This window comes from Pseudarthrobacter humi (assembly GCF_024294965.1).
Classification (GTDB): domain Bacteria; phylum Actinomycetota; class Actinomycetes; order Actinomycetales; family Micrococcaceae; genus Arthrobacter; species Arthrobacter humi.
Genome location: NZ_JANCLV010000004.1, coordinates 213,403 through 238,071, shown reverse-complemented (window position 1 = coordinate 238,071; position 24,669 = coordinate 213,403). Strand labels below are relative to the sequence as shown.

Annotated in this window: 23 protein-coding genes; 11 read left to right on the top strand and 12 right to left on the bottom strand. The window is 66.2% G+C overall.

The genetic code is table 11. The features are described 5' to 3' along the window. Position 1 precedes the first annotated feature (1 nt). The 3 genes from NFC73_RS08320 to NFC73_RS08310 form a co-directional block, all read right to left on the bottom strand. Complete coding sequence (locus NFC73_RS08320; protein WP_256548739.1) at positions 2-958, bottom strand: ABC transporter permease; 957 nt, start codon at positions 956-958, stop codon at positions 2-4. 112 nt (positions 959-1,070) lie between these two features. Continuing rightward, a complete protein-coding gene (locus NFC73_RS08315) occupies positions 1,071-2,693 on the bottom strand; it encodes an ABC transporter substrate-binding protein (RefSeq protein WP_254749212.1) in 1,623 nt (540 codons plus the stop codon). Positions 2,694-2,837: 144 nt separating this feature from the next. Continuing rightward, positions 2,838-4,574, bottom strand: coding sequence for a sialidase family protein (locus NFC73_RS08310; RefSeq protein WP_254749211.1), 1,737 nt, complete (start codon positions 4,572-4,574; stop codon positions 2,838-2,840). A gap of 65 nt (positions 4,575-4,639) precedes the next feature. Between NFC73_RS08310 and NFC73_RS08305 the strand changes: the two genes are divergently transcribed. Beyond that, positions 4,640-5,578 carry a PfkB family carbohydrate kinase gene (locus tag NFC73_RS08305; protein ID WP_254749209.1) on the top strand — a complete coding sequence of 313 codons (939 nt, stop codon included), beginning with the start codon at positions 4,640-4,642 and terminating at the stop codon, positions 5,576-5,578. Positions 5,579-5,636: 58 nt separating this feature from the next. Here the strand turns inward: NFC73_RS08305 and NFC73_RS08300 are convergent, their stop codons facing one another. Beyond that, positions 5,637-6,554: a DUF1905 domain-containing protein gene (locus NFC73_RS08300; RefSeq protein ID WP_254749207.1), complete on the bottom strand. Its 918-nt coding sequence runs from the start codon at positions 6,552-6,554 to the stop codon at positions 5,637-5,639. A gap of 111 nt (positions 6,555-6,665) precedes the next feature. After that, positions 6,666-7,850: an ABC transporter substrate-binding protein gene (locus NFC73_RS08295; protein ID WP_254749205.1), complete on the bottom strand. Its 1,185-nt coding sequence runs from the start codon at positions 7,848-7,850 to the stop codon at positions 6,666-6,668. Positions 7,851-8,064: 214 nt separating this feature from the next. Between NFC73_RS08295 and NFC73_RS08290 the strand changes: the two genes are divergently transcribed. The 3 genes from NFC73_RS08290 (at position 8,065) to NFC73_RS08280 (ending at position 10,066) form a co-directional block, all read left to right on the top strand. Next, complete coding sequence (locus NFC73_RS08290) at positions 8,065-8,883, top strand: HAD family hydrolase (RefSeq protein WP_254749203.1); 819 nt, start codon at positions 8,065-8,067, stop codon at positions 8,881-8,883. Between the two features lie 103 nt (positions 8,884-8,986). Beyond that, complete coding sequence (locus NFC73_RS08285; RefSeq protein WP_254749201.1) at positions 8,987-9,235, top strand: hypothetical protein; 249 nt, start codon at positions 8,987-8,989, stop codon at positions 9,233-9,235. Positions 9,236-9,262: 27 nt separating this feature from the next. Further along, positions 9,263-10,066 carry a glycerophosphodiester phosphodiesterase family protein gene (locus NFC73_RS08280; RefSeq protein ID WP_372494604.1) on the top strand — a complete coding sequence of 268 codons (804 nt, stop codon included), beginning with the start codon at positions 9,263-9,265 and terminating at the stop codon, positions 10,064-10,066. Positions 10,067-10,072: 6 nt separating this feature from the next. Here the strand turns inward: NFC73_RS08280 and NFC73_RS08275 are convergent, their stop codons facing one another. The 3 genes from NFC73_RS08275 to NFC73_RS08265 all read right to left on the bottom strand — a co-directional run bounded on the left by NFC73_RS08275 (position 10,073) and on the right by NFC73_RS08265 (position 14,487). Beyond that, entirely contained in the window at positions 10,073-11,014 is a 942-nt protein-coding gene (locus NFC73_RS08275; protein WP_254749199.1) for an EAL domain-containing protein, read from the bottom strand. A 288-nt stretch (positions 11,015-11,302) separates the two neighbouring features. Next, a complete protein-coding gene (locus NFC73_RS08270; protein ID WP_254749197.1) occupies positions 11,303-12,841 on the bottom strand; it encodes a putative bifunctional diguanylate cyclase/phosphodiesterase in 1,539 nt (512 codons plus the stop codon). 20 nt (positions 12,842-12,861) lie between these two features. Continuing rightward, the gene (locus tag NFC73_RS08265) at positions 12,862-14,487 is read right to left on the bottom strand and encodes an ATP-binding protein (protein ID WP_254749195.1); all 1,626 of its coding nucleotides are present in this window, start codon (positions 14,485-14,487) and stop codon (positions 12,862-12,864) included. 134 nt (positions 14,488-14,621) lie between these two features. Between NFC73_RS08265 and NFC73_RS08260 the strand changes: the two genes are divergently transcribed. From NFC73_RS08260 to NFC73_RS08250, 3 genes are all read left to right on the top strand, one after another. After that, the gene (locus NFC73_RS08260; protein ID WP_254749193.1) at positions 14,622-15,008 is read left to right on the top strand and encodes a DUF7793 family protein; all 387 of its coding nucleotides are present in this window, start codon (positions 14,622-14,624) and stop codon (positions 15,006-15,008) included. 53 nt (positions 15,009-15,061) lie between these two features. Next, positions 15,062-15,886 (top strand): class I SAM-dependent methyltransferase, encoded by an 825-nt coding sequence (locus NFC73_RS08255; protein ID WP_254749191.1) that lies wholly within the window; start codon positions 15,062-15,064, stop codon positions 15,884-15,886. Positions 15,887-15,958: 72 nt separating this feature from the next. Continuing rightward, on the top strand, positions 15,959-17,083 hold the full coding sequence (locus tag NFC73_RS08250; RefSeq protein ID WP_254749189.1) for a glycerate kinase: 1,125 nt from the start codon (positions 15,959-15,961) through the stop codon (positions 17,081-17,083). A 75-nt stretch (positions 17,084-17,158) separates the two neighbouring features. Here the strand turns inward: NFC73_RS08250 and NFC73_RS08245 are convergent, their stop codons facing one another. Together NFC73_RS08245 and NFC73_RS08240 are read right to left on the bottom strand one after the other, a co-directional pair. Beyond that, positions 17,159-17,821, bottom strand: coding sequence for a DUF6766 family protein (locus NFC73_RS08245; protein ID WP_254749187.1), 663 nt, complete (start codon positions 17,819-17,821; stop codon positions 17,159-17,161). A 66-nt stretch (positions 17,822-17,887) separates the two neighbouring features. Next, complete coding sequence (locus NFC73_RS08240) at positions 17,888-18,382, bottom strand: DUF6328 family protein (RefSeq protein ID WP_254749185.1); 495 nt, start codon at positions 18,380-18,382, stop codon at positions 17,888-17,890. 142 nt (positions 18,383-18,524) lie between these two features. Between NFC73_RS08240 and NFC73_RS08235 the strand changes: the two genes are divergently transcribed. The 3 genes from NFC73_RS08235 to NFC73_RS08225 all read left to right on the top strand — a co-directional run bounded on the left by NFC73_RS08235 (position 18,525) and on the right by NFC73_RS08225 (position 20,644). Then, complete coding sequence (locus NFC73_RS08235; protein ID WP_254749183.1) at positions 18,525-18,842, top strand: hypothetical protein; 318 nt, start codon at positions 18,525-18,527, stop codon at positions 18,840-18,842. A gap of 123 nt (positions 18,843-18,965) precedes the next feature. Then, positions 18,966-19,784 (top strand): GAF domain-containing protein, encoded by an 819-nt coding sequence (locus tag NFC73_RS08230; protein WP_254749181.1) that lies wholly within the window; start codon positions 18,966-18,968, stop codon positions 19,782-19,784. Then, positions 19,781-20,644 (top strand): SGNH/GDSL hydrolase family protein, encoded by an 864-nt coding sequence (locus tag NFC73_RS08225; RefSeq protein ID WP_254749180.1) that lies wholly within the window; start codon positions 19,781-19,783, stop codon positions 20,642-20,644. The genes NFC73_RS08230 and NFC73_RS08225 overlap by 4 nt, the downstream gene beginning before the upstream one ends. Before the next feature lie 28 nt (positions 20,645-20,672). Here NFC73_RS08225 and NFC73_RS08220 read toward each other — a convergent pair whose 3' ends face one another. Beyond that, positions 20,673-22,025, bottom strand: coding sequence for a uracil-xanthine permease family protein (locus tag NFC73_RS08220; RefSeq protein ID WP_254749179.1), 1,353 nt, complete (start codon positions 22,023-22,025; stop codon positions 20,673-20,675). 186 nt (positions 22,026-22,211) lie between these two features. Here NFC73_RS08220 and NFC73_RS08215 point away from each other — a divergent pair, with 186 nt between their 5' ends. Further along, complete coding sequence (locus NFC73_RS08215) at positions 22,212-22,817, top strand: malonic semialdehyde reductase (protein ID WP_254749178.1); 606 nt, start codon at positions 22,212-22,214, stop codon at positions 22,815-22,817. A gap of 117 nt (positions 22,818-22,934) precedes the next feature. On the opposite strand, the gene pgm is transcribed toward NFC73_RS08215, so the two are convergent. Beyond that, positions 22,935-24,593: a phosphoglucomutase (alpha-D-glucose-1,6-bisphosphate-dependent) gene (gene pgm, locus NFC73_RS08210; RefSeq protein WP_254749177.1), complete on the bottom strand. Its 1,659-nt coding sequence runs from the start codon at positions 24,591-24,593 to the stop codon at positions 22,935-22,937. Between the last annotated feature and the right edge of the window lie 76 nt (positions 24,594-24,669).

Genomic DNA, 24,669 nt, shown 5'->3' with positions numbered 1-24,669 from the left:
GCTATACCGTCCTGATTCGGGGGTTGATGAGCAGGTACAGGAGGTCCACCACGATGTTCACCAGAACGAAGGTGACCGAGATGGTGAGCACCACGCCCTGGACCAGGTTGACGTCCAGGTTGGTGATGCCGTTCAGGATCAGCTGGCCCATGCCGGGCAGGGCGAAGATCATTTCAATCACGACGGCGCCGCCGAGCAGGTAGCCCACGCGGAGTCCCAGCACGGTCACAGGGGTCACCAGGGCGTTGCGGAGGACGTTCCTGGAGACGACTTCGCGGTAGGGGACGCCGTTGCCGATGGCGGTGCGGACATAGTCGCGGTCCAGCTCCTCCACCATCGAGGTGCGGACCACCCGGATCAGCGAGGCGGAGACCGGGATGCCGAGGGCCAGGGCCGGGAGGGCCATCGAGTTGAGCCAGCCGCCGAAGCCGGATTCCGGCGTCGCGATTCCCCCGGAGGGGAACAGGGGGCTGGCGCCGAGGGCGAACCACTGGATCAGCAGGATGCCGAGCCAGAACGACGGCGTGGCGATCGCGGCGATCGAGAAAACGCGGACCAGCTGGTCCTGCCATTTGTCGCGGTAGAGGGCGCCGAGGATGCCGAAGGTCAGGGACAGGACGATCGCGATCAGCACGCCCAGGAAGGTCAGCTGCAGCGTCAGGGGGAACGCGGAGCCGATCATGGAGGCCACCGACTTGGCCGGCGGGGTGGTGACGCCGAGGTCCAGCTGCAGCAGCTTGCCGAGGAAGCTGAAGTACTGGATGACCAGCGGATCGTTCAGGCCGTTTTCCTGGCGGTACTGCTGCTTCGCTTCTTCGCTGGCGCCGTCGCCGAGGGCGGAGCTTGCCTGGTCGCCGGGAGCGGCCTGCAGGACGAGGAAGACGAGCAGGGTGATGCCCAGGATCATCAATGGCAGTGCTGCGAGTCTGCGGCCAAGCAGACGCAATATCGTGACCAATTTGTTCTCCGGTTTGTTGGGGTGCTGCAGTTCAAAATGTTGTGAGGCCCGCTCTGTGTGCTCCCGGGGGTTTCAGGGGCGCAGAGCAGGCCTCGCAACGCAAGGTGGCTGCTTAGGCGGTGCGGCCGACGTCGATGAACGACATGCCGGTGGTGGGCAGCGGCTTGAAGCCCTTGAGCTTCTTGTCGTCCCAGGCGGAGGGCAGCTGGCGGTGGAAGATCGGGTACAGGGGAACTTCGTCGGAGACGAGGTCCACAATTTCGCCGGTGATCTTCTTGGCGTCTGCTGCGGCAGCCTGCGAGCCCTTGTTCATGAGCTCCTGCAGCTTGGCACGTTCCGGGGCGGTCCAGTAGGCGCGCTTTTCCATCCAGGTGGCGCCCGAGTAGAACCAGCTCAGGAGCAGGTCCGCGTCGTTGCCGAAGACCGACGGGTCGCCGGGGGCTGCGACCACTGAGTAGTCGCCCGTACCGACGCGGTCGGTGTACAGGGCGCCGGACTGGATGCTCTTCACGGAGACCTTCACGCCCTGGATCTTGTTCCAGGATTCGAGGATCAGCGGGGCAACGTCCTTGACCCAGGCGGTGTCCGTGGTGAGCAGTTCGAATTCGAGGCTGGTGACGCCGGCCTGCTTCAGGAGGTCAGCGGCCTTCGCGGCGTCGTAGCCGTAGACGTTCTTGGCCCTGACGTAGTCCGGGTGGCCTTCCTGGAAGTAGGAGCTGGCGGCCTTGGCGTTGCCGAACAGGGCCTTCTTGATGATGGCCTCCTTGTCCAGCCCGTAGTGCAGGGCCTGGCGGACCAGCTTGTTGTTGAACGGCGCCTTGTTGCAGTTGAACATCAGGAACATCAGGCCGAAGGACTGGACCGATTCGACCTTCACCTTGGACTTGAGGCCGTCGATGTCGAGGTAGGGAACGTCCTCGATGGCCTGGACACGGCCGGACTGGACGGCGGTGACGCGGGCTGCGGCGTCGGAGAGCAGGAGCCAGGTCATGCCCTTGGCCAGTGCGGGCTTGGGGCCGTTGTAGTCAGCGAACGCTTCGAAGACGATCTTGTCGTCCTTGGCGGCGGAGATGAGCTTGTAGGGGCCGGTGCCGACGGGCTTGGCGTCGAAGGCCTTGAGGTCCGTGGCCAAGGCCTTGGGGACAACCTTGACCACGGAGATGCGGGGGCCGAAGCCGGGGAAGGCGTACTTGAGGGTGAACTCGACCGTCTTGGCGTCAACGGGCTTGACTTCCTTGATGAACGGGATGAACTGCGAGAACAGGGACTTGTTCGCCGGGTCCATCACGCGGGTGAAGGAGAAGGCCACGTCTTCGGTGGTAACCGGGGTGCCGTCGTGGAACTTGGCGCCGTCGCGGATGGTCACCTGGTAGGTGGTGTCGTTGACCTTCGTGGGGTCCGATGCCGCCAGCGCGTTGTAGGGCTCGCGGGTGGCCGGGTGCAGCTCGATGAGGCCTTCGAAGATGTGCAGGTTGGCGGCCATCGGCGTGGCGCCCGAGGAGCTCAGCGGGTCGAAGCCGGTGGAGAGGGCGTAGGAGATGCCCGCTTCGATGGTGAGGTCCTTGTTGACTGCCGCAGCGCCTGCCGAGCTGCCGGTGGTGGTAGCTGCCGGGCTGCCGCACGCGGCGACCGAGGCGGTGAATGCTGCGGCGGCGCCCATGGCCCCGGTCAGCTTGAGGAAGTTCCGGCGGCTGGCGTCATTGACCAGCGGCAGGTTCTTGGTGATGTTGTTCATGAGGGCCTCGCCATTCCAGAAGGTTTATCGGATGTAGGACGTCCGAGCTCGTATGTCGACTGTAAGCGTCATCACAGGTTCACGTCAAGCGCCAGTTTCCCCCGACGCTCTCTCACCTAACGTGGCTTTCCGCCGGACGCTCTCTCACTTCGGCTCGCCGATGTCGCCGGTGACGGTGTCAAACCTGAAAGCACGACGGCGGCGCACGGCAGTGCCGCCGCTCTCGGCGGTCACTTCGAACGCCACGTCCGCGTGGCCCTGTGCCACATCCGCCTCTGTGACGGTGTATCCGGGCGTGAAATAGAGAGCCTCTTCCCCGGGGCCAAGATCCGCCGCGGGGAAGGCGTCCGAGCCGGGACCGGACAGCCGGACCCCGGTAATGGACTGGGCTCCGTCATTGCGTGCCCTGCCCGTGAAGGCCAGGATGTCCCCGGCCTTGTAGCCGGGAATGATCGGGCCGTAATTCAGGTCCTGTGCCTCCCGCGTGCCGATGACCTGCGCAGCTTCGGCCGTGTAGCCCTGGCCGATTTCCTTCCACGTGTGCACGCCCCAGTCCTCGCCTCCGGACTGCATCACGTGGAACTCGCCGGTGTTCTGCCAGACCTTCGGGCGGCCGGGAGTGATGGACCGCAGTTCCATGTGGAACACCAGGCTGGCGCAGTCATCCGGAACCCTCGCCTCGGCGTCGGATTGGGGCGAAGCCCAAGGGTCGGCGGCCGGGCGGGCGGTGAACTGAGCGGTGAGCTGTTCCGCGGGCACCGAAGCGAACACGATTTCACGGTATCCCTGGCGTTCGTAGAGGACGCCGATGTTGCCGTCGGGGAGCCGGGCGGCCGTCGAATAGGCCGAGCTGCCCGGGCACAGGACCAGCTTCGCCGGCCAGCTGAGGCCGTCATCGGGGGACAGGCTGATCACCGTGTTCCGCCGCAATGCCGTGTCCTGGTTGTTGGTGGCCAGAAGCCATGTATCCGTGTCCTCGTCGGCGAAGGAAGTCAGGGACGGCAGGCCGTCGAAGCGGACCAGCGAGCCGTTGTCACCCGGGTCCGTGAGGTCCTCGACAGGGCGCAGGGCGCTCCAGGTGGCCCCGCCGTCGTCGGACATTGCGGCAAGGCGGCGCGGCGTGCCGCGGCTGTGCAGCAGGAGCCGGCCGTCCCGGAGGGCGGCAACCTTGTTTTCGTTGGGGGCGTGGCCGTGCGTCCGGATGCCGATGAGCTCCCCGAGCACCCAGGTGTCGCCGTGGTCGTCGCTGTACGCGGAAGCGGCCATGATCTCGCCGCCGGCCAGGACCACAAACTGCTGGACCAGCCGGCCGCGGTAAGGGCCGGTGTGGATCTGGATGCCCTGGCCCGCCGCGGCGAAGATTCCTGTGATGTCCGGCTCGCCCGTACTTGGCCCACGCGGGTGAACAGGCGGGCGGAGCTTGAGCTGGGCGGTGATCCGGCGGTGCTGCCAGGTCAGGCCGTCGTCGTCCGAGTAGCTGAGATCGCAGTGCTGCACATCGTCGTCCGGCTCGATACCGGCCACGGCCTCGAAGAAGCCGGCGCGGGTTCCGGCTGCGTGGAACATAAAGATCCGGCCGGTCTCAACGTCCACTAGGAGGCTCGGATCGCCGTAACCGTTGAGGCCGCCGCCCGTCCTGACGACCTGCTGGTCGCCCCAGGTCCGGCCGTTGTCCGAGCTGCGCCGGAGCAGGAGGTCGATCGGGTTGGGCAGGTCATCGAGGTTGGGGCGGCCGTCATAGGCGGCCAGCAGGGTGCCCTGCCGCGAGACGGCCAGGGCGGGGATCCTGAATTGCCGGTAGCCGCCGGTGCCGCGGACCGCCAGGATGTGTTCGACGTCGGGCATGGCGGCCGTCATTGGCTGGAGGACATGGGATGTCATATCTCCATGGTAGATGACGCGTAACACGCCTGTGTAGGCGGGCGCATCTCTGGCAGAGTATGACCATGCTCACAGTTATAGGCGAGGGCCTTGTTGACGTTGTCCAGCGCGCCTCCGGAATCGAAGCCCACGTGGGCGGCAGTCCCCTTAATGTCGCGGTGGGCCTGGCCCGCCTCGACCATCCCGTGCAGTTCGTCGGCCGTTACGGCCGCGACGCCTACGGGGATGCGGTGGCGGCGCACCTGCGCTCCAGCTCCGTTATGCTGCCGCTCGGCCCCGACGAGCTGCCAACCAGCGTGGCCACCGCCGTAATTGACGACGACGGCGCCGCCACCTACACGTTCGACCTCGCCTGGGAGCTTCCCGGCCTGGCGGACCGCCTCGCCTTTATGCTGCAGGGGACCACCTTGCTGCACACCGGCTCCATCGCCACGATGCTGGCGCCGGGGGCCGCGGCGGTGCTCGCCGCCGTCGAGCATGCCCACCCCGCCGCCACGATCAGCTTCGATCCCAACTGCCGGCCCAGCATCATCACGGACGTGGACTATGCGCGAACGCAGGCGGAGAAATTTGTCACCCTCGCGGACGTGGTCAAGGCCTCGGACGAGGACCTCGAGTGGCTGTACCCGGGCGTGGATGCGCTGGAATCAGCGCGCCGCTGGCTGTCGCTGGGTGGTTCCGAGGGCCCGGCCCTGGTGGTCGTCACGCGCGGCGCGGCCGGTCCGTGGGGAATTACGGCCGCCGGTGAAGCCGTGATTGACGCGCCTCGCGTGGAAGTGGCCGACACCGTGGGCGCCGGTGATTCCTTTATGGCCGCCCTGCTTTCGGGGATCGTGGACCGGGGCCTGGACGGAGCGCAGAACCGGAAGGACCTGCGCGAGCTTCCGGCCGAGGGCCTGGCTGAGCTGCTGGCCCACGCTGCCCGCGCAGCGGCCGTCACGGTTTCCCGCCCGGGCGCCAACCCGCCCACGCGCGCCGAACTGAACGCGGTTCCGGCGGAGTAGGTGTGTTCTTCCTCATCGATTGCTCCGTAAACGCCGTTTTGAGGGGCCAAAAGGGCGTTTACGGAGCAATCGATGGGCGCAGATGCTCCTGGCGGCCCACCGCGTAGGCCTCACGGAGCCAGCCGGCCAGTTCGCCGTCGACGTCGGATGGCTCGGTCACCCGAACCGTGTGGAGATGCGTGTACGGAGAAAGTGTTTCGATCCGTCGGAATCTGGGCGACTCAACCCGGCGCGTAAGCCAGAACTCCACATCGAGCCATTTGTTCGCGGGTTTGACCCCGGCGAACCGGACCCGAACCATAAAGGCGACACGGTCCTGGTACGGAACAAGCGTTACCGGGCCGATCGCCTCAACCGTCCGGCGAACCACCTCGAACAGCCGGTGGATGCTGTCTGGCCTGCCGCGGAACGGCTCGTCGAGGGTGTGCTGTGAGCAGGAATGGTTCATGTTCCGCGTGACAAACTGCCGTCCGCAGGAGGGGCAGGTCCACAAGGCGCGGCCAGTGCGCCGGCCCGGTGGCGGAACGTCCGCGCCCAGCACCTGGGCCACGAGCTGTTCAACGCGGCGCGCCCGCGTCGACGCCGTCCGCGCGTCCTCAAGGAAACGCATCAGCTCCCGCCGCTGCGAAACGGGCAGCTGCCCCCAGTTGTCCGCCGCTCCTACAGCCGCGTCCAGGGCGGCAGCCAAATCTCCGGGCGGGATGACCTCGTCGGAGCCGAGCGCGTGAACGTCCACTGTGACCGTTTCCCCGACGAGCACGCCCGTTGCCGTCCGCAGGCCGCCGGAAAGATACAGGACGTGCCGGCCGGACCTGCCCGGCATCACCGTGGCGTTGAACTCCGCACCCCTGAGCGTGCCGGTCACCCTGATCCGGCCATGCTCCGCATGCGGCAGCAGCTCAGCCACCGCTGCCGTCGGGACATCCACGAACGGATTGGGCCCCCGCAGCTGAACGGTGGCGGTGAAGCGGACCATAGGGTCATTATCGACCCGGCCCGTCGGCTCGAAAACCCTCATCGGTTGCTCCGTTGCCGCCGTTTTGAGGGGTCAAAAAGGGTGGCTGTGGAGCAGTCGATGGAGTTCGGTCTACTCCTTGCCAAGCCCCGCAGCCGACGTCTTCTGCCCGGTGACCTCGTTGAGGGCCGTCAGGTCGAAGATGCCGTTGATGTCCGCCTGCTTAGTGGTGCCGGCTGCCACGCCGTCTTTGAGCAGCTTGGGGTAGGTTCCGGCGAGCGGATCCACGGTGAAGACGATGTTCTTCAGGGACCGCTCGATCACGTCGGCCTTCAGTTCGGCACCGGCCGCTTCCTTGAGGGCAGCGTTGATGACGCTGGCCTTCTCGGTTGCAGCAGCGCTGTCCAGCCAGTCAACGGACTTGGCGTGGCCCTTGAGCAGGGCCTTCACAGTGTCCGGGTGTTCTGCGGCGAACTTCTTGTTGACGATCAGGATGGTGGTGGGGAATTCGCCTGCTTTGCCGGAGAGCGAGCCGTCCCAGAGGTCCTTTTCGTCCACCAGGACCTTGGCGCCGGCGGTCAGCACCAGGCGGGAGGCCCACGGCTCAGGCAGCCACGCGCCGTCGAGCTTTCCGTCCTGGAACAGTTTCAGTGTCTGGGCGTTCTCCGTGGGGTTGATGGCCACGTCGCCGCTGCCGTCCACGTTGGTTTTGTAGCCCTGCGTGGCGAGCCAGGCGCGGAGCGCCACGTCCTGCGTGCCGCCGAGCTGCGGCGAGGCGAGCGTCTTGCCCTTCAAGGCCGCGGCGGAGTTGATTTCCGGTTTGACCACCAGCTGCGCACCGCCCGCGGCCGCCCCGGCGATGATGCTGACGGACTCCCCGGCGCTCTTGACGAATGAGTTGATGGCCGGGTTCGGGCCGATGTAGGTGGCGTCGATGGCGCCGGCGTTCAGGGCCTCGATCGCGGCGGGCCCGGCGTTGAAGACCTGCGTGCTGAGCTTCGTATCACCCAGCTCCTTGGCGATGTGGCCCTGGCTGACACCCACCAATGCCGGTGCGTGCGTCACGTTGCCGAAGTAGCCGAGTTTGAGCTCTGCTGCCGGGTTGCCGGCCGGTGCGGCGGAGGACGCCGCGGGGGTGGCGGCGTTGTTGCCGGAGACGGCCGAGGCCACGGCCACGCCGCCGCCGACCAGCGCCAGAATTCCGGCCACGATGCCGATCTTCAGGCCCAGCGGACGCTTCGGAGCGGAAGCCTGGCCGGCCACGATGCGGGTGGCGGCCGGTTGGTTTTGCGGAGTGTTATCCGGGGGAGTTGTCACGGTATTCCTTTGCTAGCGGAGATGCTGAAGATGAGATTACGGACGGACCCCACGCCCCACAACGGCACCGGACACGGACGTTCACGCAACGACGCGCAGGCTCAACAGAACGTAGCCCGGCGTCAAAAAATGTCGCCGGGCGACTCCAAAAGGCCAGCCCCGGGGAGGAGGCTTCACGGCCCGGGAAGCCCGCCGCCCCACGTAGACTGGCAGGATGCGGCTGGTAGCAAGTGATATTGACGGAACGATTCTTGGGCACGACGGAAAGATCAGCGACCGCACCGTCCGGGCCTTCCACGCCTGCCGGGACGCCGGCATCGAACTCGTCTTTGTCACCGGCCGCCCGCCGCGCTGGCTTCACCCGCTGGAGGAACAGCTTGGCCACACCGGCACGGTCATCTGCTCCAACGGCGCCGTGGTGTGGGACCTCGAAGCGGACCGGCTGGTTTCCGCCCGGACGCTGGGCATCGACGCGGTGCTGGAACTGCGGAGGATCATCAAGGAACTGCGCCCGGCCGCTCTCTTCGCCGCCGAAACGCTGACCGGATTCCATCTCGAGCCCGGTTTCATCGAGAACGGTTCCAGCGAGCTGCTGGCCGAATTCACCCCCGCCCCGCTGGCCGAAACGCTCACCCCGGACGACGCCGTCGTGAAGTTCCTGGCGATTGTCAGGGATGGCACCGCGGACGACTTCCTGGCCGCGGTGCGGCCCGCCGTCGCCCATCTGGCGTCCGCCACGCACTCCGCGCCCACCGTGGCGATGCTTGAACTGTCCCTTCCCGGCGTCAACAAGGCCGTCACCCTGGCCGAATACGCCAACTCCCTGTCCATTGACGCGGCCGACGTCGTGGCGTTCGGGGACATGCCCAACGACGTCGAGATGCTGCGCTGGGCAGGCCACGGGTACGCCATGGCCAGCGGCCATCCGGACGCCATCAGCGCCGCCGGGCAGGAGGCACCCCACTTTGACGACGACGGCGTGGCCCAGGTTCTCGAGGCCAGGCTCGCGGCGCTGGGCGTAGAGCTGTCCTGATCCCGGCTCTGTAGCCGGAAATTCACAGCTTCCGCTCACCTTCCGTTCACGTTTGCCGCCTACCGTGGGCTACGGATACACATCCGCGGCTAAAGGGGAAGTCATGGCAAGGAACGGCAACCAACGCGCGGCCGAAGCGCCGCTGCGCCCGGCAGAGCCGGCAGCGCACTGGAAGGCACTGAAAGAGGGCGACCGCGTGCGCGTCCGCCGCGCCCCGGGATACGAAACCAGCGGGTTCGTCGACGCCATCACGTGGGACCACACCGCTGTGTGGGTGGATCTGGACGATGGCCATGGCCGGACACTGCTGCACTGCAGTGACGGCGTGGAGATTGAGCCGCAGGACGGATAGCCCGGCGGCTCCGGTACGCTCACAAACGTGACTGAGCCGTTTTTTGCAGCTTCCGGTGGTGCCCGTCCCTCGCGTCCCATCGCCATGGCCCACCGCGGATTCTCGCGGGAGGGGCTGGAGAACTCGATGGCCGCCTTCCGGGCCGCCGCCGAACTTGGCTATGAGTACCTTGAGACGGATGTGCACACCACCTCCGACGGCGTGCTGCTGCTCTTCCACGACGACACCCTGGACCGGGTCACTGACGGCCGTGGCCGGATTTCCGAGCTGACCGCCGCAGAGGTTTCCACCGCGCGGATCGGCGGGAGCGAGCCCGTGCCGCTCTTCGATGACCTGCTGACGGCCTTCCCGGCCGCCCGGCTGAACCTGGACGTCAAAGGCTGGAACTCCGTGCAAAGCCTGGCCGCCGGTATCGAACGGCATGCCGCACATGACCGCGTCCTGGTGGCCAGTTTTTCAGACCGCCGACGCCGGGCGGTGCTGAAGCTGCTGAGCCGTCCCGTGGCATCGTCGGCAGGGATGCTAACGAACGCGCTGTTTGTCCTGCTGGGCCCGGTACTTCCGGCACCGTGGCTGCGATTTGTCCTGCGGGATCCGTTGCGGGATGTCCAGGCGCTGCAGGTTCCGGTCCGGTACCGGGCAATCCGGGTGGTGACGCCTGCCTACGTGCGGCGGGCGCACGCACTGGGCCTGCTGGTCCATGTGTGGACCATCAACCAGCCCGCCGAGATGCACCGGCTGCTGGACCTGGGCGTGGACGGGATCGTGACGGACCGCGCGGACCTGCTGAAGCAGGTCCTGCAGGAGCGAGGCGAGTGGCCCGTCAGCTGACTTACGTCAGTTGGAGCCGCCAGGACCGTGGGTGCCGTGATCGGCTGCGGCGGCGAGGCGCCGGAGCCCGTCGGGGTCAAGCGGTGTATTCCATGCCGCCCAATCCTTCGGCTGCACCGAGGGCCGGCCCAGCAGGTAGCCCTGGCCGGCGCTGAAGCCCAACTCGGTGAGGACCATCAGTTCCTCGGCGGTTTCAACACCTTCGGCCACCAGAATGCTGCCGATCTGCTCCGCGAAGTCCACCAGGCAAGCGGCCAGTGCGTGCTGGGACGTATCCGTGTCCACGCCGCTGATCACGTTCCTGCCCAGCTTGATGAAGTCGGGCCGCAGATGGAGCATCCGGCTGAGGGCGCCCGCGCCGGGGTGTGAGTCATCGATTGCAATGCGCAGCCCGCGTTCCCGGAGCGGCGTAATTGCGGAAACGAAATGCGAGTATTCCTCGTCCGGAATTCCGTCCGTCAATTCGAGCACAATGCGGTCTATTGGCAGCTCGATGTGGTCGAACAATTCGGGCAGCCGGGGATCCAGGCATGACGTGGGGGAGATGTTGAGGGCGACATAGACGTGCGGGGGGAGTTTTGCGGCAGCGGCGGCTGCGGATGCGAGTGCCGAGAATTCCAAGTTGGCGCCCAATCCAACGGCGGCCGCCTCGGCGAACCAGAGTTCCGCGCTGGCGCCGTCGTCGCTGACAAAGCGCGACAACGCCTCTACGCCCACTACGGCCTTGGACTCGAGGCCGTAGATGGGCTGGAACGCGGTCATCAGCATCTGGTTTTCCAGCAGCGCGCTGATCCGCGACAGGCTGCGCAGGGAATCCAGCTGCTCGGCCACGTGTGGCGGCATGGCGCTGGGAGGCTGCGGGAAGCGCGCGGTGTCGGGCGTGTTCGCGTCTGTGGTGTCCTGTTGCCGGCGTTCCAGAAGATATTCCAGCAGGGCCCGTTCCGGCATGCCGGGGTTTTCCCCCAAGCGGTTGCTAAGGCGCTGACGTATTGCCGCCCCGGCAGGATCGGAATCCGCCAAAACCGCCGCAATAACTCCCCAAGCTTGTACCCGAACCGTCATTAGCAACGCCCCCAGTTGACGAAGTAATGGCTCCTAGGCCTCTTTATTTTCAAATTTCCAGATGCCTTCGGAATTCGCTACTTCTGATTAATGCCGATCTTCCTGGCCTCGAAGAATCGGATACCGCAACTTGATCGTATATCGGGATGATCCAAAAGCGCAGCCCTTAATCGATCAACCTCTATTACTTTCGGAAGAAGTTTCGGCCAGCAGCGCAGGAATCCGTTCGGGCGGGACGGGCTTGCTGAAGAAATAGCCCTGGGCGCTGAGGCACCCGAGGTTCCGGAGGTGCTCGGCCTGTTCCGCCGTTTCCACGCCTTCCCACACGGCTTCGAGCCCGCAGGCGCGCACCAACTGCAGGACTGCAGCCACCAGTGCCGGCTGGCTGGGGTCTGTGCCCAGGCCCTCGATCAGGGACCGGTCCACTTTGACCCGGTCGACGGGGAGCCGGCGCAGGTAGCTGATGGAGGAGTATCCGGTACCGAAGTCGTCGATCTCGATCCCGACCCCCAGCCCGCGCAGCCCGCCCAGGGAATACCGGTCCAGTTCGTTGCCCCTGACGATGGCCGCTTCGGTCAGTTCCAGGACAACCTGCTCGGGACGGACGCCTGTCTCCTTGAGCACCGCGCGGACGTCCTCGATGAACTGCAGGCTCTGCAGATCCGTTGCGGAGATGTTGATCCGGACGGAAAACCGGCTGTCCACCAGGTCGGCATCAACCCAGGTCCGTAGCTGGCCTACAGCGGTGCTGAGTACCCACAGGCCCAGTTCGGAGATCAGGCCGGCATCTTCTGCCAGCGGGATGAACTCGTCCGGCATGATGCGGCCGCGGGTGGGGTGGTCCCAGCGGATCAGGGCTTCCACGCCCTCAATGCGGCCGGTGCCCAGTTCAACCACGGGCTGGTAGTGCAGCACCAGGCCGTTGCCCTTGATGGCGGCCCGGAGATCCTCCAGGAGTTGGCTGCGGAGCCTGCGGATGAGCAGGAGCCCGGGTTCGAAGACGTGGAGCCGGTTCTGGCCCTCGGCTTTGGAGGCGTACATGGCCACATCGGCTTCCATCAGCAGGTCCTCGGCCTTCCGCCCGGCCGCCCCGACGCTGAGTCCTACGCTCGCCCCGCAGCGGACGGTCCGGTCAGGCAGGTCAATGGGTTCCTTGATGGCGGCCAGGATGCGCTGGCCTACGACGGCGGCCTGGTCGGCGCCCGTGGCAGGCATAACGATGGCGAACTCGTCCCCGCCCAGCCGGGCAACCACGTCGGTGGTCCGGACGGCGCTGCGGATGCGTTGCGCCACGGTGATCAGGACCTGATCGCCGGCAGTGTGGCCGAGGGTGTCGTTGATGGATTTGAAGGCGTCAAGGTCAAGGAGGAGGATGACGGGCTGGCTGAGGGGATCGCCGTCGTGGTCCTGGGCGGACTTCAGCGCGGACAGGAGCGCGGAGCGGTTGGCGAGGCCGGTGAGGGGATCCTGCATGGCCATCATCTGCATTTCGCGGTGGGCTTCGTGCAGCAGCTGTGTGCGGACCTCAACACGCTGCTCAAGCTCTTCGTAGATGATCTGCAGGTCCTCGGCCAGGAGGTTGGTGCCCATGATGATGGCGTCGAGCTCGTCCCGGGCCGGCGATACTTCTATCCGCGACTGGAGGTCTCCGGAGGCGAGCCGGACGATGCCATCGAGCAGCTGGGAGAGCCTGGGGTCATCGTCAGCGAACATCTGGTTCCTCCTTTCCGGGTTCAGGTTCCGTGGGACGCGTGGGCTCCCAGGCGGAGGTTCACAGTGACAGTGGTGCCAACGCCCAGCTCCGAGGTTACGTCAATGCGGCCGCCGTGGCGTTGGACGATGTCCTGCGTGATGGCGAGCCCAAGTCCGGTGCCCGGAACCGCCCCGGACATCGCGTTCGAGGCGCGGTAGAAGCGGGTGAAGATGTGGGCTATCTCGTCGCTGGAGATCCCTATCCCGCTGTCCGAGACGCTGACCGTCGCCCAGCGGGTGCCGTCTGCATCTGCCCGCGTTTGGCTGACCACATCGATCTGTCCGCCACTGGGGGTGAATTTGATGGCGTTGGAGATCAGATTCGTGAAAACCTGCTGCAGCTGAACCTCATCGGCAAGGATTTCCTGATCCTCCGAGGCGTGGGCCATCACAATGGCGACGTTCTGCACTGTCGCGAGCGGCCTGAGCGCGGCGGTGACGATCTCCAGAGTCCGAGCCAGCCGGACAGTGGTCAGGTGCAGCGGGCTTTGTTCATGCCCGTTGCGGGAAACGCTCAGCATGTCCTCGATCAGCAACCGCAGCCGTTCCGTGTTCCTGACCACGATGTCCAGCATCTGGTGGACATCGCTGGACACGGGATCGGATGTATTCTCCTGGATCATGTCCAGGTACGCCATGATCGATGTCAGCGGTGTGCGGAGCTCATGGTTGACGGTGGCCAGGAAGTCGGTTTTTGCTTTGTCCAGCTGCTGGAGCTGCTTGACCACTTGCTGCTGGCTGGTGATCAGGTGGCTTTGGATCAGGCCGTGGGCAGTATTGCCTGCCACGTGCTGGATCAGTGCCAGCTCGGCCCGCGACCATTCCCTGGGCGAGTTAAGCAGGGCGATCCAAATAATTCCCAGGGATGAGCTGCCGTCCCCCATTGGGACGGCCACGGATGCGGCGGCGCGCAGTGTAGCGAGTTCGGCCGGCAGCTGGACGTCGCCGGTGCCCAGCGGTGCGAACGATCCGTCCGCCGTCAGGGCCTCAGCCCGTGACCATAGTGCGTCAGCCGTCCTGCGCACCGGGTCTTCGTCCGTGAACAATCCTTCGGGCAGCGGAGCCAGGCCGGGCCGCTGCCACTGGGCGGTGATGGGTGGCACCCTGTCGTCGTCGAATGTAGTCAGCCAGACGCGGTCCGCGCCGAATGTCTCGCCGAACCCCCTGACCACAAAGTCGGCGATCTGTTGCGGATGGTTGGTTCCGCGGACCGCCGCGGATACCTGCCGCAGTCTTTCGCGGAGCGCCTCCGCTTCCTGCCGAGCTTCATTCCGGCGGGAGACCAGGTTGATCAGGGCTGTGGCGCGGTGGACGAGTTCCTTGGCAGCAGGCGGCTTGGCGATGGAGTCCCGTACGCCGGCATGCTCCACTGACTTGACCTCTGCCGGACTGTCGAGATCCACGAGGACCAGCACAGGTGCGGTCGCGTCGACGTCGGAAAGTGAACTGTCCAGGATCAGGACGGAGGGCTCGCGCTGGTCCAGAATCGCCGACAGGCTGGCGGCGTCGCCGGCAGTTTTGACCGTGAAGCCCGCCGCCTCCAGTGCAGCCGTGGTGAATTCCCGGCGCCCGGCGTCGGGGTCCGCAACGACAGCCAGGTACGGCACGGTTGCGAAATGTGGTGTGACCGCTGGCAAACCTGCCCCCTTGGCTCCTGAGTGAGCACCTGCTTGCTCCTGACTGAGTACATTGTAGGGTGACGGAGCACACCTGTTCCTATAAGAATGCGCGGAGGGTAATCGTGACGAGTCAGCCTGCAGAAGCGGCCAAGGCGGACCTGACGCTGGATGAACGGGGTGTCATCCAGCTGAAGTGGCCGCGGGGTGCGTCCATCACGGAGTCCGATGCCGAGGCGGCCATGCAGAAGGTCAATGACCTGTGCGGGGCCCGCCGACACCCCATGCTGGTGGATATGGCCACCACGGCCAAGGTCAGCCGGGGAGCCCGTACGGTTTTTGGCCGCCCCTGCCAGGCCTTCCGCATTGCGCTGCTGGGGGCGTCGCCCGTTGACAGAGTACTTGCCAACTTCATCCTGGGTATCAACAAAGTGCCCTGCCCCACCCGGTTCTTTACGTCCCGCGACGACGCCATGGCCTGGCTGCTGAAAGAGCCGGCGGACACCGCCTGAACGGACCCGCCCGGCCAAACCGCTGCGGCGTGTTCGGCGCCTATATTTGTACGATGCCATCCCCAGCGAAACCGGTGCTCGCCGCCTTGCGGAAGTACCTCATCCTGCCCAAACTGATCGCGCTGTCCTGGTCGGCTCCCAAAAACAGGACCGTGGCCTGGGACAGGTATTGGGCCGGAATCGCCCGGACAGGCGCCCGGAGCGACGTGCTGTGGGACTCCGGCACGGACCAGGAGCTGCTGGGCTACCGGGACATCCTGCAGCGGCACTTCGATCCCAGCCTTCCCGTGGTGGATGTGGGGTGCGGGCACGGCGCCTTCAGCCGCGCGCTGGCCGCTTTTTCACCGCAGGTGATGGGCGTTGACGTGTCTGCACACGCGGTGGCCCGTGCCCGGGACGAATCGGCGGGCATTGCGGGTGTCAGCTACCTGGCCCGTGACATGACCGAGCCGGGTGCTGCCTCCGGGCTGGTGGGATCCACGGATGCCAACGTCTTTGTCCGTGGCGTGCTGCATGTCCTGACCGAGGCCGATCAGGCCGCGCTGATGGAGAACCTGAGGCAGCTCGTGGGCGCCCGCGGCACGGTCTTTCTGGCGGAGACGAACTTCCAGGGCAACCCGGTGGAGTACGTTGCGCATCTGGGTGCGTCGCTGCGGAGCATCCCGGCTCCACTGGAGCTCGCGATCCGGACACTGCCCATGCCGGGCCATTTCGGACCGCAGGAGCTCGCCCGTGTGATGCCCAGGGACGGGTGGACGCTGGTGGAGGACGGGGCCGCGACCATCGAGGCCAACCCGCTGATGGACGCCGCGGGGAACAGCCGCATACCCGGTTACTTTGCGGTGCTCAGGGCCAAGGATCCCGACACCGGCGGGTAGTGGGCATCCCGTGCTGTCCGCATGCCGGATTGGGCAAGCGCTTTCCCGAAGTTGGCTGGCATGATGGACGGCATGCGCATTCTCATCGCTCCGGACAAGTTCAAGGGCTCGCTCACCGCCGCGGAGGCCGCCGCCGCCATCGCCGAAGGTGCGCTGCGCGTCTACCCGGACGCCGTCGCCAACCAGTTTCCAATCGCCGACGGCGGTGAAGGAACCCTGGAGGCTGCCGTTTCGGCCGGCTACGAGGAGCGGCTCAACGCCGTCGTAGGTCCCATCCTCGCCCCCGTGGGCGCCGCCTGGGCCATCCGGAAGAACGCCGACGGCGGTGCTACCGCCGTCATCGAGACGGCGCAGGCCTCCGGCCTGGCCGAGATGGAGCCCACCCCCGCCAACGCCCTGCGGGCCCACAGCTACGGCTGCGGACAGCTGATCGCCGCGGCCCTCGACGCCGGAGCCACCGAGATTGTGCTGGGCCTGGGCGGATCGGCCATGACCGACGGCGGCAGCGGCGCCCTGCGTGCGCTGGGCCTCAAGCCGCTGGACGCCACCGGCAACGTTGTTCCGCTGGGCGGCGGATCACTCGCCGACGTTGCAGCCCTCGACACCACCGGACTGGACCCGCGGCTGTCCGCCGCCTCGTTCAGGATCGCCGTGGACGTCCAGAACCCCCTCTATGGCGCCACGGGCGCGGCCCACGTGTTCGGGGCCCAGAAGGGCGCCGACGACGAGGCAATGGAACAGCTTGACGCCGGTCTCCGCAACTGGGCGTCTGTACTACGGGAGGCCACTGGCCGGGACGTCAACATCCCGGGAGCCGGGGCGGCGGGCGGCTTCCCGGCGTCGTTCCTTGCCTTCACCAACGCCCGGCTGGAGGGCGGGTTCGCGCTCGTCGCCGGGCTCACCGGCCTCGCGGGCCAACTGGACGACGCCGACCTGGTGATCACGGGCGAGGGTTCCATGGACTCGCAGTCGCTGACCGGCAAGGCCCCCATCGCGCTCGCCGACGCAGCCCGGGAACGCGGGATCCCGGTGATCGTGGTGGCGGGGCGGATCATGGTGACGCCCGAGGACCTCGCGGCGCACGGCGTGGTAGCCGCCGCGCAGCTGCTGGATGTTGCGGCCAGCCCGGAAGACGCCGTCGCCAACGCCGCAAAATACCTGGCCTGGGCTACCAGCCAGGTTCTGGAAGGCGCCTGAAACAAGCCCCGGCGGCAAACGCCCCGGTGGCGCTGGGGTTGCTGCTTGGGCTGCGGCTGCCTAGGCGCGCGCAGCTCAGGCCCCGGTCTCGTAATGCGGCTCGGCCACCGGCTTGGACTCCGGTGAGCCCCTTTCGCGGAGGTAGACGGAGGCACCCACCAGGACCGCCACGGCGAGGAATTCGCTTTGCCAGTTCTGGAAGGATTCGAACCAGAACCTGCTGGTCGCCAAGTACTGGAACAGGGTGAGCGTGGGCTGCCCGTGGGTTTGCTGCTCCTCGTTGTAGGCCGACGTTCCGCCGGCGGCGTGCAGGCTGAACGAGGCAACAAACAGCAGCAGCAGGAGGATGGACAGGGAGTGCTCATACAGCTTCAGCACCAGGCCGCCGCGCTTCACCGGCCACGGCGTGGCCTTGCCGATGGTGGCATCGCGCGGGTCCTGGTCCTGCGGGGCAGTCTTTCCCATGGGCTTGGATTCGGAGGATCCCTTCTGAAAAAGGAAGACGGTCAGGACCACGTACATGGCCATCTGCAGGAACTCGGACTCCCAGTTTTCAAAAGTGGCTTCGACAAAATCGCCCGTGGACAGGTACTCCAGAACCGTTACGCCTGGCTCTCCGTGGGCCGCCTGATCCTCGCTGTACGCTGCAGCCCCGGAGAGGATCATGCCAATGAAAAACGCCAGGAACAGCCCGGCGTTGGCGAGCAAAAGCCCGTGTTCTTTGGCCCACTTGCGCATGTATGAACTCCTCGATTTTGTACCCCCGGCATTTGCTGCCTTGATGTCCTGACTGCGACGCCTTGTCTACGGCTCCGCTGCGCGCCTATTGAGCCGCAGCGGCACGTAGGCCAGCAGCACCAGAAGGACCGTCAGCAGGATTCCGCCGGCGGTCAGGCCGGCGGCGCGGCCCGCTGTCACGTCGAAGACCAGGGCGGCTGTCCCGACACTGAGCATCCCCACGCCGGCCAGGGCAATTTTGGTAATGGTGTCTGCGCTGGAGACGAGGGTTTCTTTGAGCCTTTGGCGGAAGAGCCGGCGGTGGACGCTGACCGGCAGCAGGATAAAGGCGGTGGTCAGCGTCGCGATCACTACGTTGACGAGGTAGAGGCCCACCTGGAAATTGTCCAGGTCCTCGAACCGCTGCTGGAACGGCAGTGTCAGGAGAAAACCGGCCAGGATCTGGACCCCGGTCTGAAGCATCCGGAGTTCCTGCAGGAGCTCGGCCCAGTTCCGGTCAAGCTGCTCTTCGCGGGTTTCATTCCGGCCGGTGCTGCCGGTGAAGTCCTCGCCATCCGACATGGTTCTCCTTGCTCCGGGGCTAGGCGTGTGCTCCAAAACTAGGCTGAAGTTGCGCCAACGGCAACGTTTGATAAGTTTACTGATTATTTGCCGATTCAAATGATGAGGGCACGTCAGATCCACATCCACAACAGGAGGAACCATGAGTCAGGACAACCAGCGCACGGAACCGGACGGGGAAGTGGGCGGCTACGGCACACCCACGGCGGAACAGGAAGTGGGCGGCGCGGAGACGAATGCTCCCGTGGTCGAACCGGGCGAACCACCCATCCCGCGCGACGCCGTCGTGCCTTCCGCCGAGGCGGAGATCGACGACGCCAATGCCGATTCGCAGGGTTCTGAACCCTTCTCGTCCGAATCCGGACAGGATGCTGCCGGCCTGCCGGACGGCAGCGGAACCGACCGGGCCAAGGACAAATCACCGAACGACGACGGCGACGAAAGTTTCGACGCCGGGTAGGCACTGGCCTGTGCCCGGACTGCGGTTTTTATGTGGCTCGACCACGCCCTGGGGGCCTTCACCGGACGTATCCTAGAAGCAGGTTTTGCAGTGGGCCACGCGTTTCGAACCTAGGCGTGGAACATGGCCGCGGAGACACCGGGGGAGCCGGGCTGGGAATCGCTTCCCGACCCCCAGGATGTGGTGTTCGACAGCACGGATGTTGAAGACTTCCTTGCTGCGGTTACCCGCGAGTTCATGCGCGACATCGATGGCGATTCCCGCGGGATCAGCTGGGCTGTCACCTTCTTCCGCCCCGGATCGGCCCGAACGGCCGCCGCCGGCACCCCCGCGGCCCGCGCCGCAGACGAAGAACAGTGCTCGTTTGCAGACGGACCCGTGCTTGAGGCCGTGCGCACGGGGGATTTTGTGCACCTGGCCGATGTCGCCCGCGACCGGCGATGGCCGGGCTATGCCAGTGCTGCCGCGGACCACGGCGTCAGGTCGCTGCTGTCAATGCCGATTGCGGCCGCCGCCGGCTGGAGCGCCGCACTGAGCCTCTACGCGTCCACTCCCCACGCCTTCACCAGCGAGGACATCATCAGGACGCGCCGGTATGCGCGGCAGGTGGCCCGGTCGCTGTGGATGGTGGTGCGGGTGGTGGAGCGGGCCGAAGCCGGCGCGCAACTGGCTGTAGCCCAAAGCTCCATGGTGCTTATGGACCTGGCAGTGAACGCCCTCAAATCCGATTACGGACTCGGCCATGAGGCGGCCCTGCAGTACCTCCGGACCGTCGCGCGGCACACCCGCCAGGGGCTTCGTGAGACCGCCTTGAATATTGTGGCTGCCTCGCGCCCGGACCCGGCCGGACGTGGCCAGGAAAACGCCCGTTTCCGGGGACTAGCTGGAATCGAAACCTCCTCCCTCAGCGAGGGACCCTACAAAACAGGGAGCACGGCATGAACGTCTGGAAACAGGACATTGCAGCCAGGAACACCGCTGTGGAACTGGCGCCCCACCCGTGGCACCGCCTCGTGGCACTGGGCGATTCCTTTACCGAGGGGATCGGAGATCCGGAGCCGCGCAGCGAGGGTGGTTTTCGCGGCTGGGCGGACCGTGTGGCCGAGGAGCTCAGTGCGAACCAGCCTGATTTCGCCTACGCCAACCTTGCCGTCCGGGGCCTGCTGGTACAGCAGATCCTCGACCACCAGCTTGCCGCGGCGGTCGCCCTGAACCCTGACCTGGTCACCCTCTCCGCCGGCGGTAACGACATTGTTTTCCGGCGCAGCGATCCTGACCGGCTCGCAGAAAAAATCGACGACGGTGTGGCACAACTGGCAAGGTCAGGCGCCACCGTGGTTCTCTTTGCCGGGCCGGACTGGGGTGCGACGCCGGTCTTCAGCCAGATCCGCGGCAAAGTGGCCATCTTCAATGAGAATCTCCACGCGGTGGCGGCCCGCCATGACGCGGTCATGGTCGACCTGTGGTTCCTGCGCGAACTGTCGAACCCGGGCATGTGGGATCCGGACCGGCTGCACTTCTCGCCACTGGGGCACCACACCATCGCCGCGGCCGTGCTGAAGGCCCTGGGTGTCCCGCACACGCTGGAGCCCCTGGCGCCCAAGCCGCCGCTGCCCCGCAGCTGGAAGGAAGCCAGGACCGAGGACCTCATCTGGGCACGGGAATACCTGGTCCCGTGGGTGATCCGGCAACTGAAGCACCCTGCAGCAGGGGAGCTGACCGCCAAGCGCCCCCAGCCGCGGCCGGTCTTCGGCATCGGAACCCCACCCGGACCATTCATCGGCGGCGGACACGCGGCCTGACGCGACAGCCGGACGCGCGTGCGGACGGTCAGCGCCTCTTGTGCGCGCGTTTCGCTGCTGCGTTGACGGCTGCCTTGACGGCGGGAGGCAGGCCCGCCTGCTCCGTTTCCGGTTCGGCCACCGAGCCGCGTGCCTTCGCGATGGCGTTCATGCCGTGGTAAATCACCAGGGCGGCGGCTGAGCCGAGGGCGATGCCCGTGAATTTCAGTTCCCCAATGGTCCAGGTGTAATCCGCGATGCCGATGATCAGCGCGACGGCGGCGGTGGTCAGGTTCACGGGGTTGGAGAAGTTCACCTTGTTCTGCACCCAGATCTTGACGCCCAGGATGCCGATCATGCCGTAAAGCATGGTGGCCGCTCCGCCCAGCACACCAGGCGGGACAGTGGCAATGAGTTCGCCGAATTTCGGCGAGAAGCTCAGCACAACGGCGAAGACGCCGGCAACCCAGTACGCCGCCGTCGAATACACCTTGGTGGCCGCCATAACGCCGATGTTCTCCGCGTACGTGGTGGTGCCGGAACCGCCGCCGGCGCCGGCGAGGACCGTGGCCACACCGTCCGCCATCAGCGCGCGGCCGGAGACACCGTCGAGGTTCTGGCCGGTCATGGCCGCCACGGACTTTACGTGCCCGATGTTCTCGGCCACGAGGACCAGCACCACGGGGACAAAAAGGCCAAGCACGCCCACGTGGAATTCGGGGGTCTGGAAGTGCGGCAGGCCGACCCAGGCGGCGGCTTCCATTTTTTCGTAGCTCACTTCGCCGCGCAGCATGGCCACGGCGTACCCCACCACCACGCCCACGAGGATGCTGAGCCGGCCGACGATTCCGCGGAAAAGAACGCTGACCAGGATGACGGTGGCCAGCGTGATCACGGCGGTGACGGGGGCGGCGTCGAAGTTCATTTTCGCCGCGGGGGCAAGGTTCAGGCCGATCAGCGCCACGATGGCGCCGGTGACGATGGGCGGCATCAGCCGGTTGATCCAGCCCGCGCCGAACTTCTGCACGATCGCGCCGATCAGGGCGAGCGCGACGCCGGCGAGCACCACTCCGCCCAGCGCGCCGGGCACGCCGAACTGCTGCTGGGACGCCATGATGGGCGCGATGAACGCGAAGCTGGAGCCGAGGTAGCTGGGCACCCGCCCCTTGGTGATGACCAGGAACAGCAGCGTGCCGATGCCGGAGAAGAAGAGGGTGGTAGCCGGCGGCATGCCGGTGATGATGGGCACCAGGAAGGTGGCTCCGAACATGGCCACGACGTGCTGCATGCCCACGCCGATGGTCAGGGGCCAGGCCAGGCGCTCATCCGGAGCAACCACGTGGCCGGGCTTAATCGATTTGCCGGTGCCGTGAAGCTTCCATTTCATTCCGAGCATGCTCATGGTCGGGGCCTTTCAAGGGGTTGCCGCTGGGGCTGGGATCTTCCGGTGCAACAATACCGCGCGGCTCCGCTGTGGTGAACGTCACCTGCCGTAGTGGGAAGATGTCCGGCCTGCTTGAAGTTACAACTATGGAAAGCAGACCGCCGGCCCATCATTTGCGATGAGCGGCCCAGCGAAAGGTACGCCATGACTATTGCCCACGAAGAAGCTGTTATCGATTCGGCCGCCGTCGACGCCATTTTTGCCGAGGCCCGCACGGCCAACACTTTCACCGGCGAGGTGACCGAGGACCAGGCCCGTGCCATCTATGAGCTCACCAAGTTCGGCCCCACAGCTTTCAACTCCCAGCCCCTCCGCGTGACCTACGTCCGCTCGGACGAGGCCCGCGCCACGCTCGTTGACACCCTGGCCAACGGCAACAAGGCCAAGACTGCCTCCGCGCCGCTGGTTGCCGTCCTCAGCTACGACACCGCCTGGGCCGAGCAGTGGGACAACTTCCTGCCCGAGTACAACGCCCCGAAGGCCATGTACGACGCCGCCCCGGACCTGGCTGCATCGACCGGCAACAACAACGCCCACCTGCAGGCCGGCTACTTCATCCTGGCCGTCCGGTCCCTGGGCCTCGCAGCCGGCCCGATGACCGGAGCCGACTTCGGCGCCATCGACGCCGCGTTCTTCCCGGCCGGTGACCAGAAGAGCTTCATGGTGGTCAACATCGGCCAGGCCGGCGCAGACGCCTGGGGTGCCGCGAAGCCCAAGTTCAGCTACGACGACGTCGTCCGCACCATCTAGTCACAGCCCGCTTCGGACTGACGACACGCAAATGCGCTGGCGCCCTTGGAATACCACGAGCGCCAGCGCATTTCTGTGTCGCGGGGTATTTAGCGCGTCGCCAAGTGCCTGCGCAGGCTAGGCGATGACGCCGTCCACCAGCGCCTTGGCTTCCGCCTGGACCTGCTTGAGGTGCTCCTCGCCCTTGAAGGACTCGGCGTAGATCTTGTAGACGTCCTCGGTTCCGGACGGGCGGGCGGCGAACCAGGCGTTCTCCGTGACCACCTTGAGCCCGCCGATGGACGCGCCGTTGCCGGGTGCCTCGGTCAGCTTGGCGGTGATGGTTTCGCCGGCCAGTTCAGTTGCGGTGACGTCCGACGGCGAGAGCTTGCCGAGTGCCGCCTTCTGCTCCCGTGTGGCTGCTGCGTCAATGCGTGCGTAGACGGGGGCGCCGAACTGGTCGGTCAGGCCCTTGTACAGCTGCGATGGCGACTTGCCGGTGACCGCGGTGATCTCCGAGGCCAGAAGAGCCAGCAGGATGCCGTCCTTGTCGGTGGTCCAGACGCTGCCGTCAAGCTTGTTGAAGGAGGCGCCGGCAGACTCTTCGCCGCCGAACGCGCCTTCACCCGACAGCAGTCCCGGCACAAACCACTTGAAGCCCACAGGGACCTCAACCAGTTTGCGGCCCAGGCTTTCCGCCACGCGGTCGATGATGGAGGAGGAAACCAGGGTCTTGCCCACCACCGAGTCGGGGTTCCAGCCGCTGCGGTTGCGGTAGAGGTAATCGATGGCGACGGCGAGGTAGTGGTTCGGGTTCATCAGGCCACCGTCCGGGGTCACGATGCCGTGCCGGTCGGCGTCGGCGTCGTTTCCGGTGGCGACGTCGAACGCGGCCGAACTGCCGCCGTCGGACATCCTGTTGATCAAGGAAGCCATGGCGAACGGCGAGGAGCAGTCCATCCGGATCTTCTCGTCCCAGTCCAGGGTCATAAACGCCCACTGGGGATCCACGGTGGGGTTCACCACGGTCAGGTTTAGGTGGTGGCGCTCGCCGATCTCGCCCCAGTAATCCACGGCGGCGCCGCCCATGGGGTCGGCGCCGATCCGGACGCCGGCGTCGCGGATGGCGTCCAGGTTCAAGACGGACGGGAGGTCGTCAACGTAGCTGCTGAGGAAGTCGAACTTGCCGGTGCTGTCCGCTGCCAGGGCGTCCGAGACGGGGATGCGCTTCACGCCCCGCAGGTCGTTTTCGAGGAGTTCGTTGGCGCGGTTGGCGATCCATCCCGTGGCGTCGGAATCGGCCGGGCCGCCGTGCGGAGGGTTGTACTTGAAACCGCCGTCTCCGGGCGGGTTGTGGCTGGGCGTGACCACGATGCCGTCCGCCTCGGGAGTGCCGGGCTGGCGGTTGTTGTTGTAGGTGAGGATCGCGTGGCTCAGCGCCGGAGTCGGCGTGTAGCCGTGCCGTGCGTCGATCAGCACGTGCACGCCGTTGGCTGCGAGAACCTCCAGGGCGGAGTTCTGCGCCGGCTCGCTGAGGGCGTGGGTATCCTTCGCCAGGAAAAGCGGGCCGGTGATGCCCTGCCCGGCACGGTACTCCACGATTGCCTGCGTGATCGCGACGATATGTTTTTCGTTGAACGAAGCCTTGAGGCTCGAGCCGCGGTGCCCGGACGTACCGAACGCAACGCGCTGGCCGGGATCGCTGAGATCCGGCGTGATGTCGTAATACGCGTCGAGGAGCGCAGTGATGTCAACAAGGTCCTGGGGTTGGGCAACTGTGCCCGCGCGGCTAGCCATGGCACCAGCATGCCAGACGTGGGCTGCAGTCAAAACGCGCGGTCCATAATCCGGTCCCTATGACGCGGAAAAGTCC

Coding starts and splice junctions, on each gene's coding strand:
- NFC73_RS08315 (WP_254749212.1), bottom strand. CDS start 2,693: ATGAACAACATCACCAAGAACCTGCCGCTGGTCAATGACGCCAGCCGC.
- NFC73_RS08310 (WP_254749211.1), bottom strand. CDS start 4,574: ATGACATCCCATGTCCTCCAGCCAATGACGGCCGCCATGCCCGACGTC.
- NFC73_RS08305 (WP_254749209.1), top strand. CDS start 4,640: ATGCTCACAGTTATAGGCGAGGGCCTTGTTGACGTTGTCCAGCGCGCC.
- NFC73_RS08300 (WP_254749207.1), bottom strand. CDS start 6,554: ATGGTCCGCTTCACCGCCACCGTTCAGCTGCGGGGGCCCAATCCGTTC.
- NFC73_RS08290 (WP_254749203.1), top strand. CDS start 8,065: ATGCGGCTGGTAGCAAGTGATATTGACGGAACGATTCTTGGGCACGAC.
- NFC73_RS08285 (WP_254749201.1), top strand. CDS start 8,987: ATGGCAAGGAACGGCAACCAACGCGCGGCCGAAGCGCCGCTGCGCCCG.
- NFC73_RS08275 (WP_254749199.1), bottom strand. CDS start 11,014: ATGCCGGAACGGGCCCTGCTGGAATATCTTCTGGAACGCCGGCAACAG.
- NFC73_RS08270 (WP_254749197.1), bottom strand. CDS start 12,841: ATGTTCGCTGACGATGACCCCAGGCTCTCCCAGCTGCTCGATGGCATC.
- NFC73_RS08255 (WP_254749191.1), top strand. CDS start 15,062: ATGCCATCCCCAGCGAAACCGGTGCTCGCCGCCTTGCGGAAGTACCTC.
- NFC73_RS08250 (WP_254749189.1), top strand. CDS start 15,959: ATGCGCATTCTCATCGCTCCGGACAAGTTCAAGGGCTCGCTCACCGCC.
- NFC73_RS08245 (WP_254749187.1), bottom strand. CDS start 17,821: ATGCGCAAGTGGGCCAAAGAACACGGGCTTTTGCTCGCCAACGCCGGG.
- NFC73_RS08240 (WP_254749185.1), bottom strand. CDS start 18,382: ATGTCGGATGGCGAGGACTTCACCGGCAGCACCGGCCGGAATGAAACC.
- NFC73_RS08235 (WP_254749183.1), top strand. CDS start 18,525: ATGAGTCAGGACAACCAGCGCACGGAACCGGACGGGGAAGTGGGCGGC.
- NFC73_RS08230 (WP_254749181.1), top strand. CDS start 18,966: ATGGCCGCGGAGACACCGGGGGAGCCGGGCTGGGAATCGCTTCCCGAC.
- NFC73_RS08225 (WP_254749180.1), top strand. CDS start 19,781: ATGAACGTCTGGAAACAGGACATTGCAGCCAGGAACACCGCTGTGGAA.
- NFC73_RS08220 (WP_254749179.1), bottom strand. CDS start 22,025: ATGAGCATGCTCGGAATGAAATGGAAGCTTCACGGCACCGGCAAATCG.
- NFC73_RS08215 (WP_254749178.1), top strand. CDS start 22,212: ATGACTATTGCCCACGAAGAAGCTGTTATCGATTCGGCCGCCGTCGAC.
- pgm (WP_254749177.1), bottom strand. CDS start 24,593: ATGGCTAGCCGCGCGGGCACAGTTGCCCAACCCCAGGACCTTGTTGAC.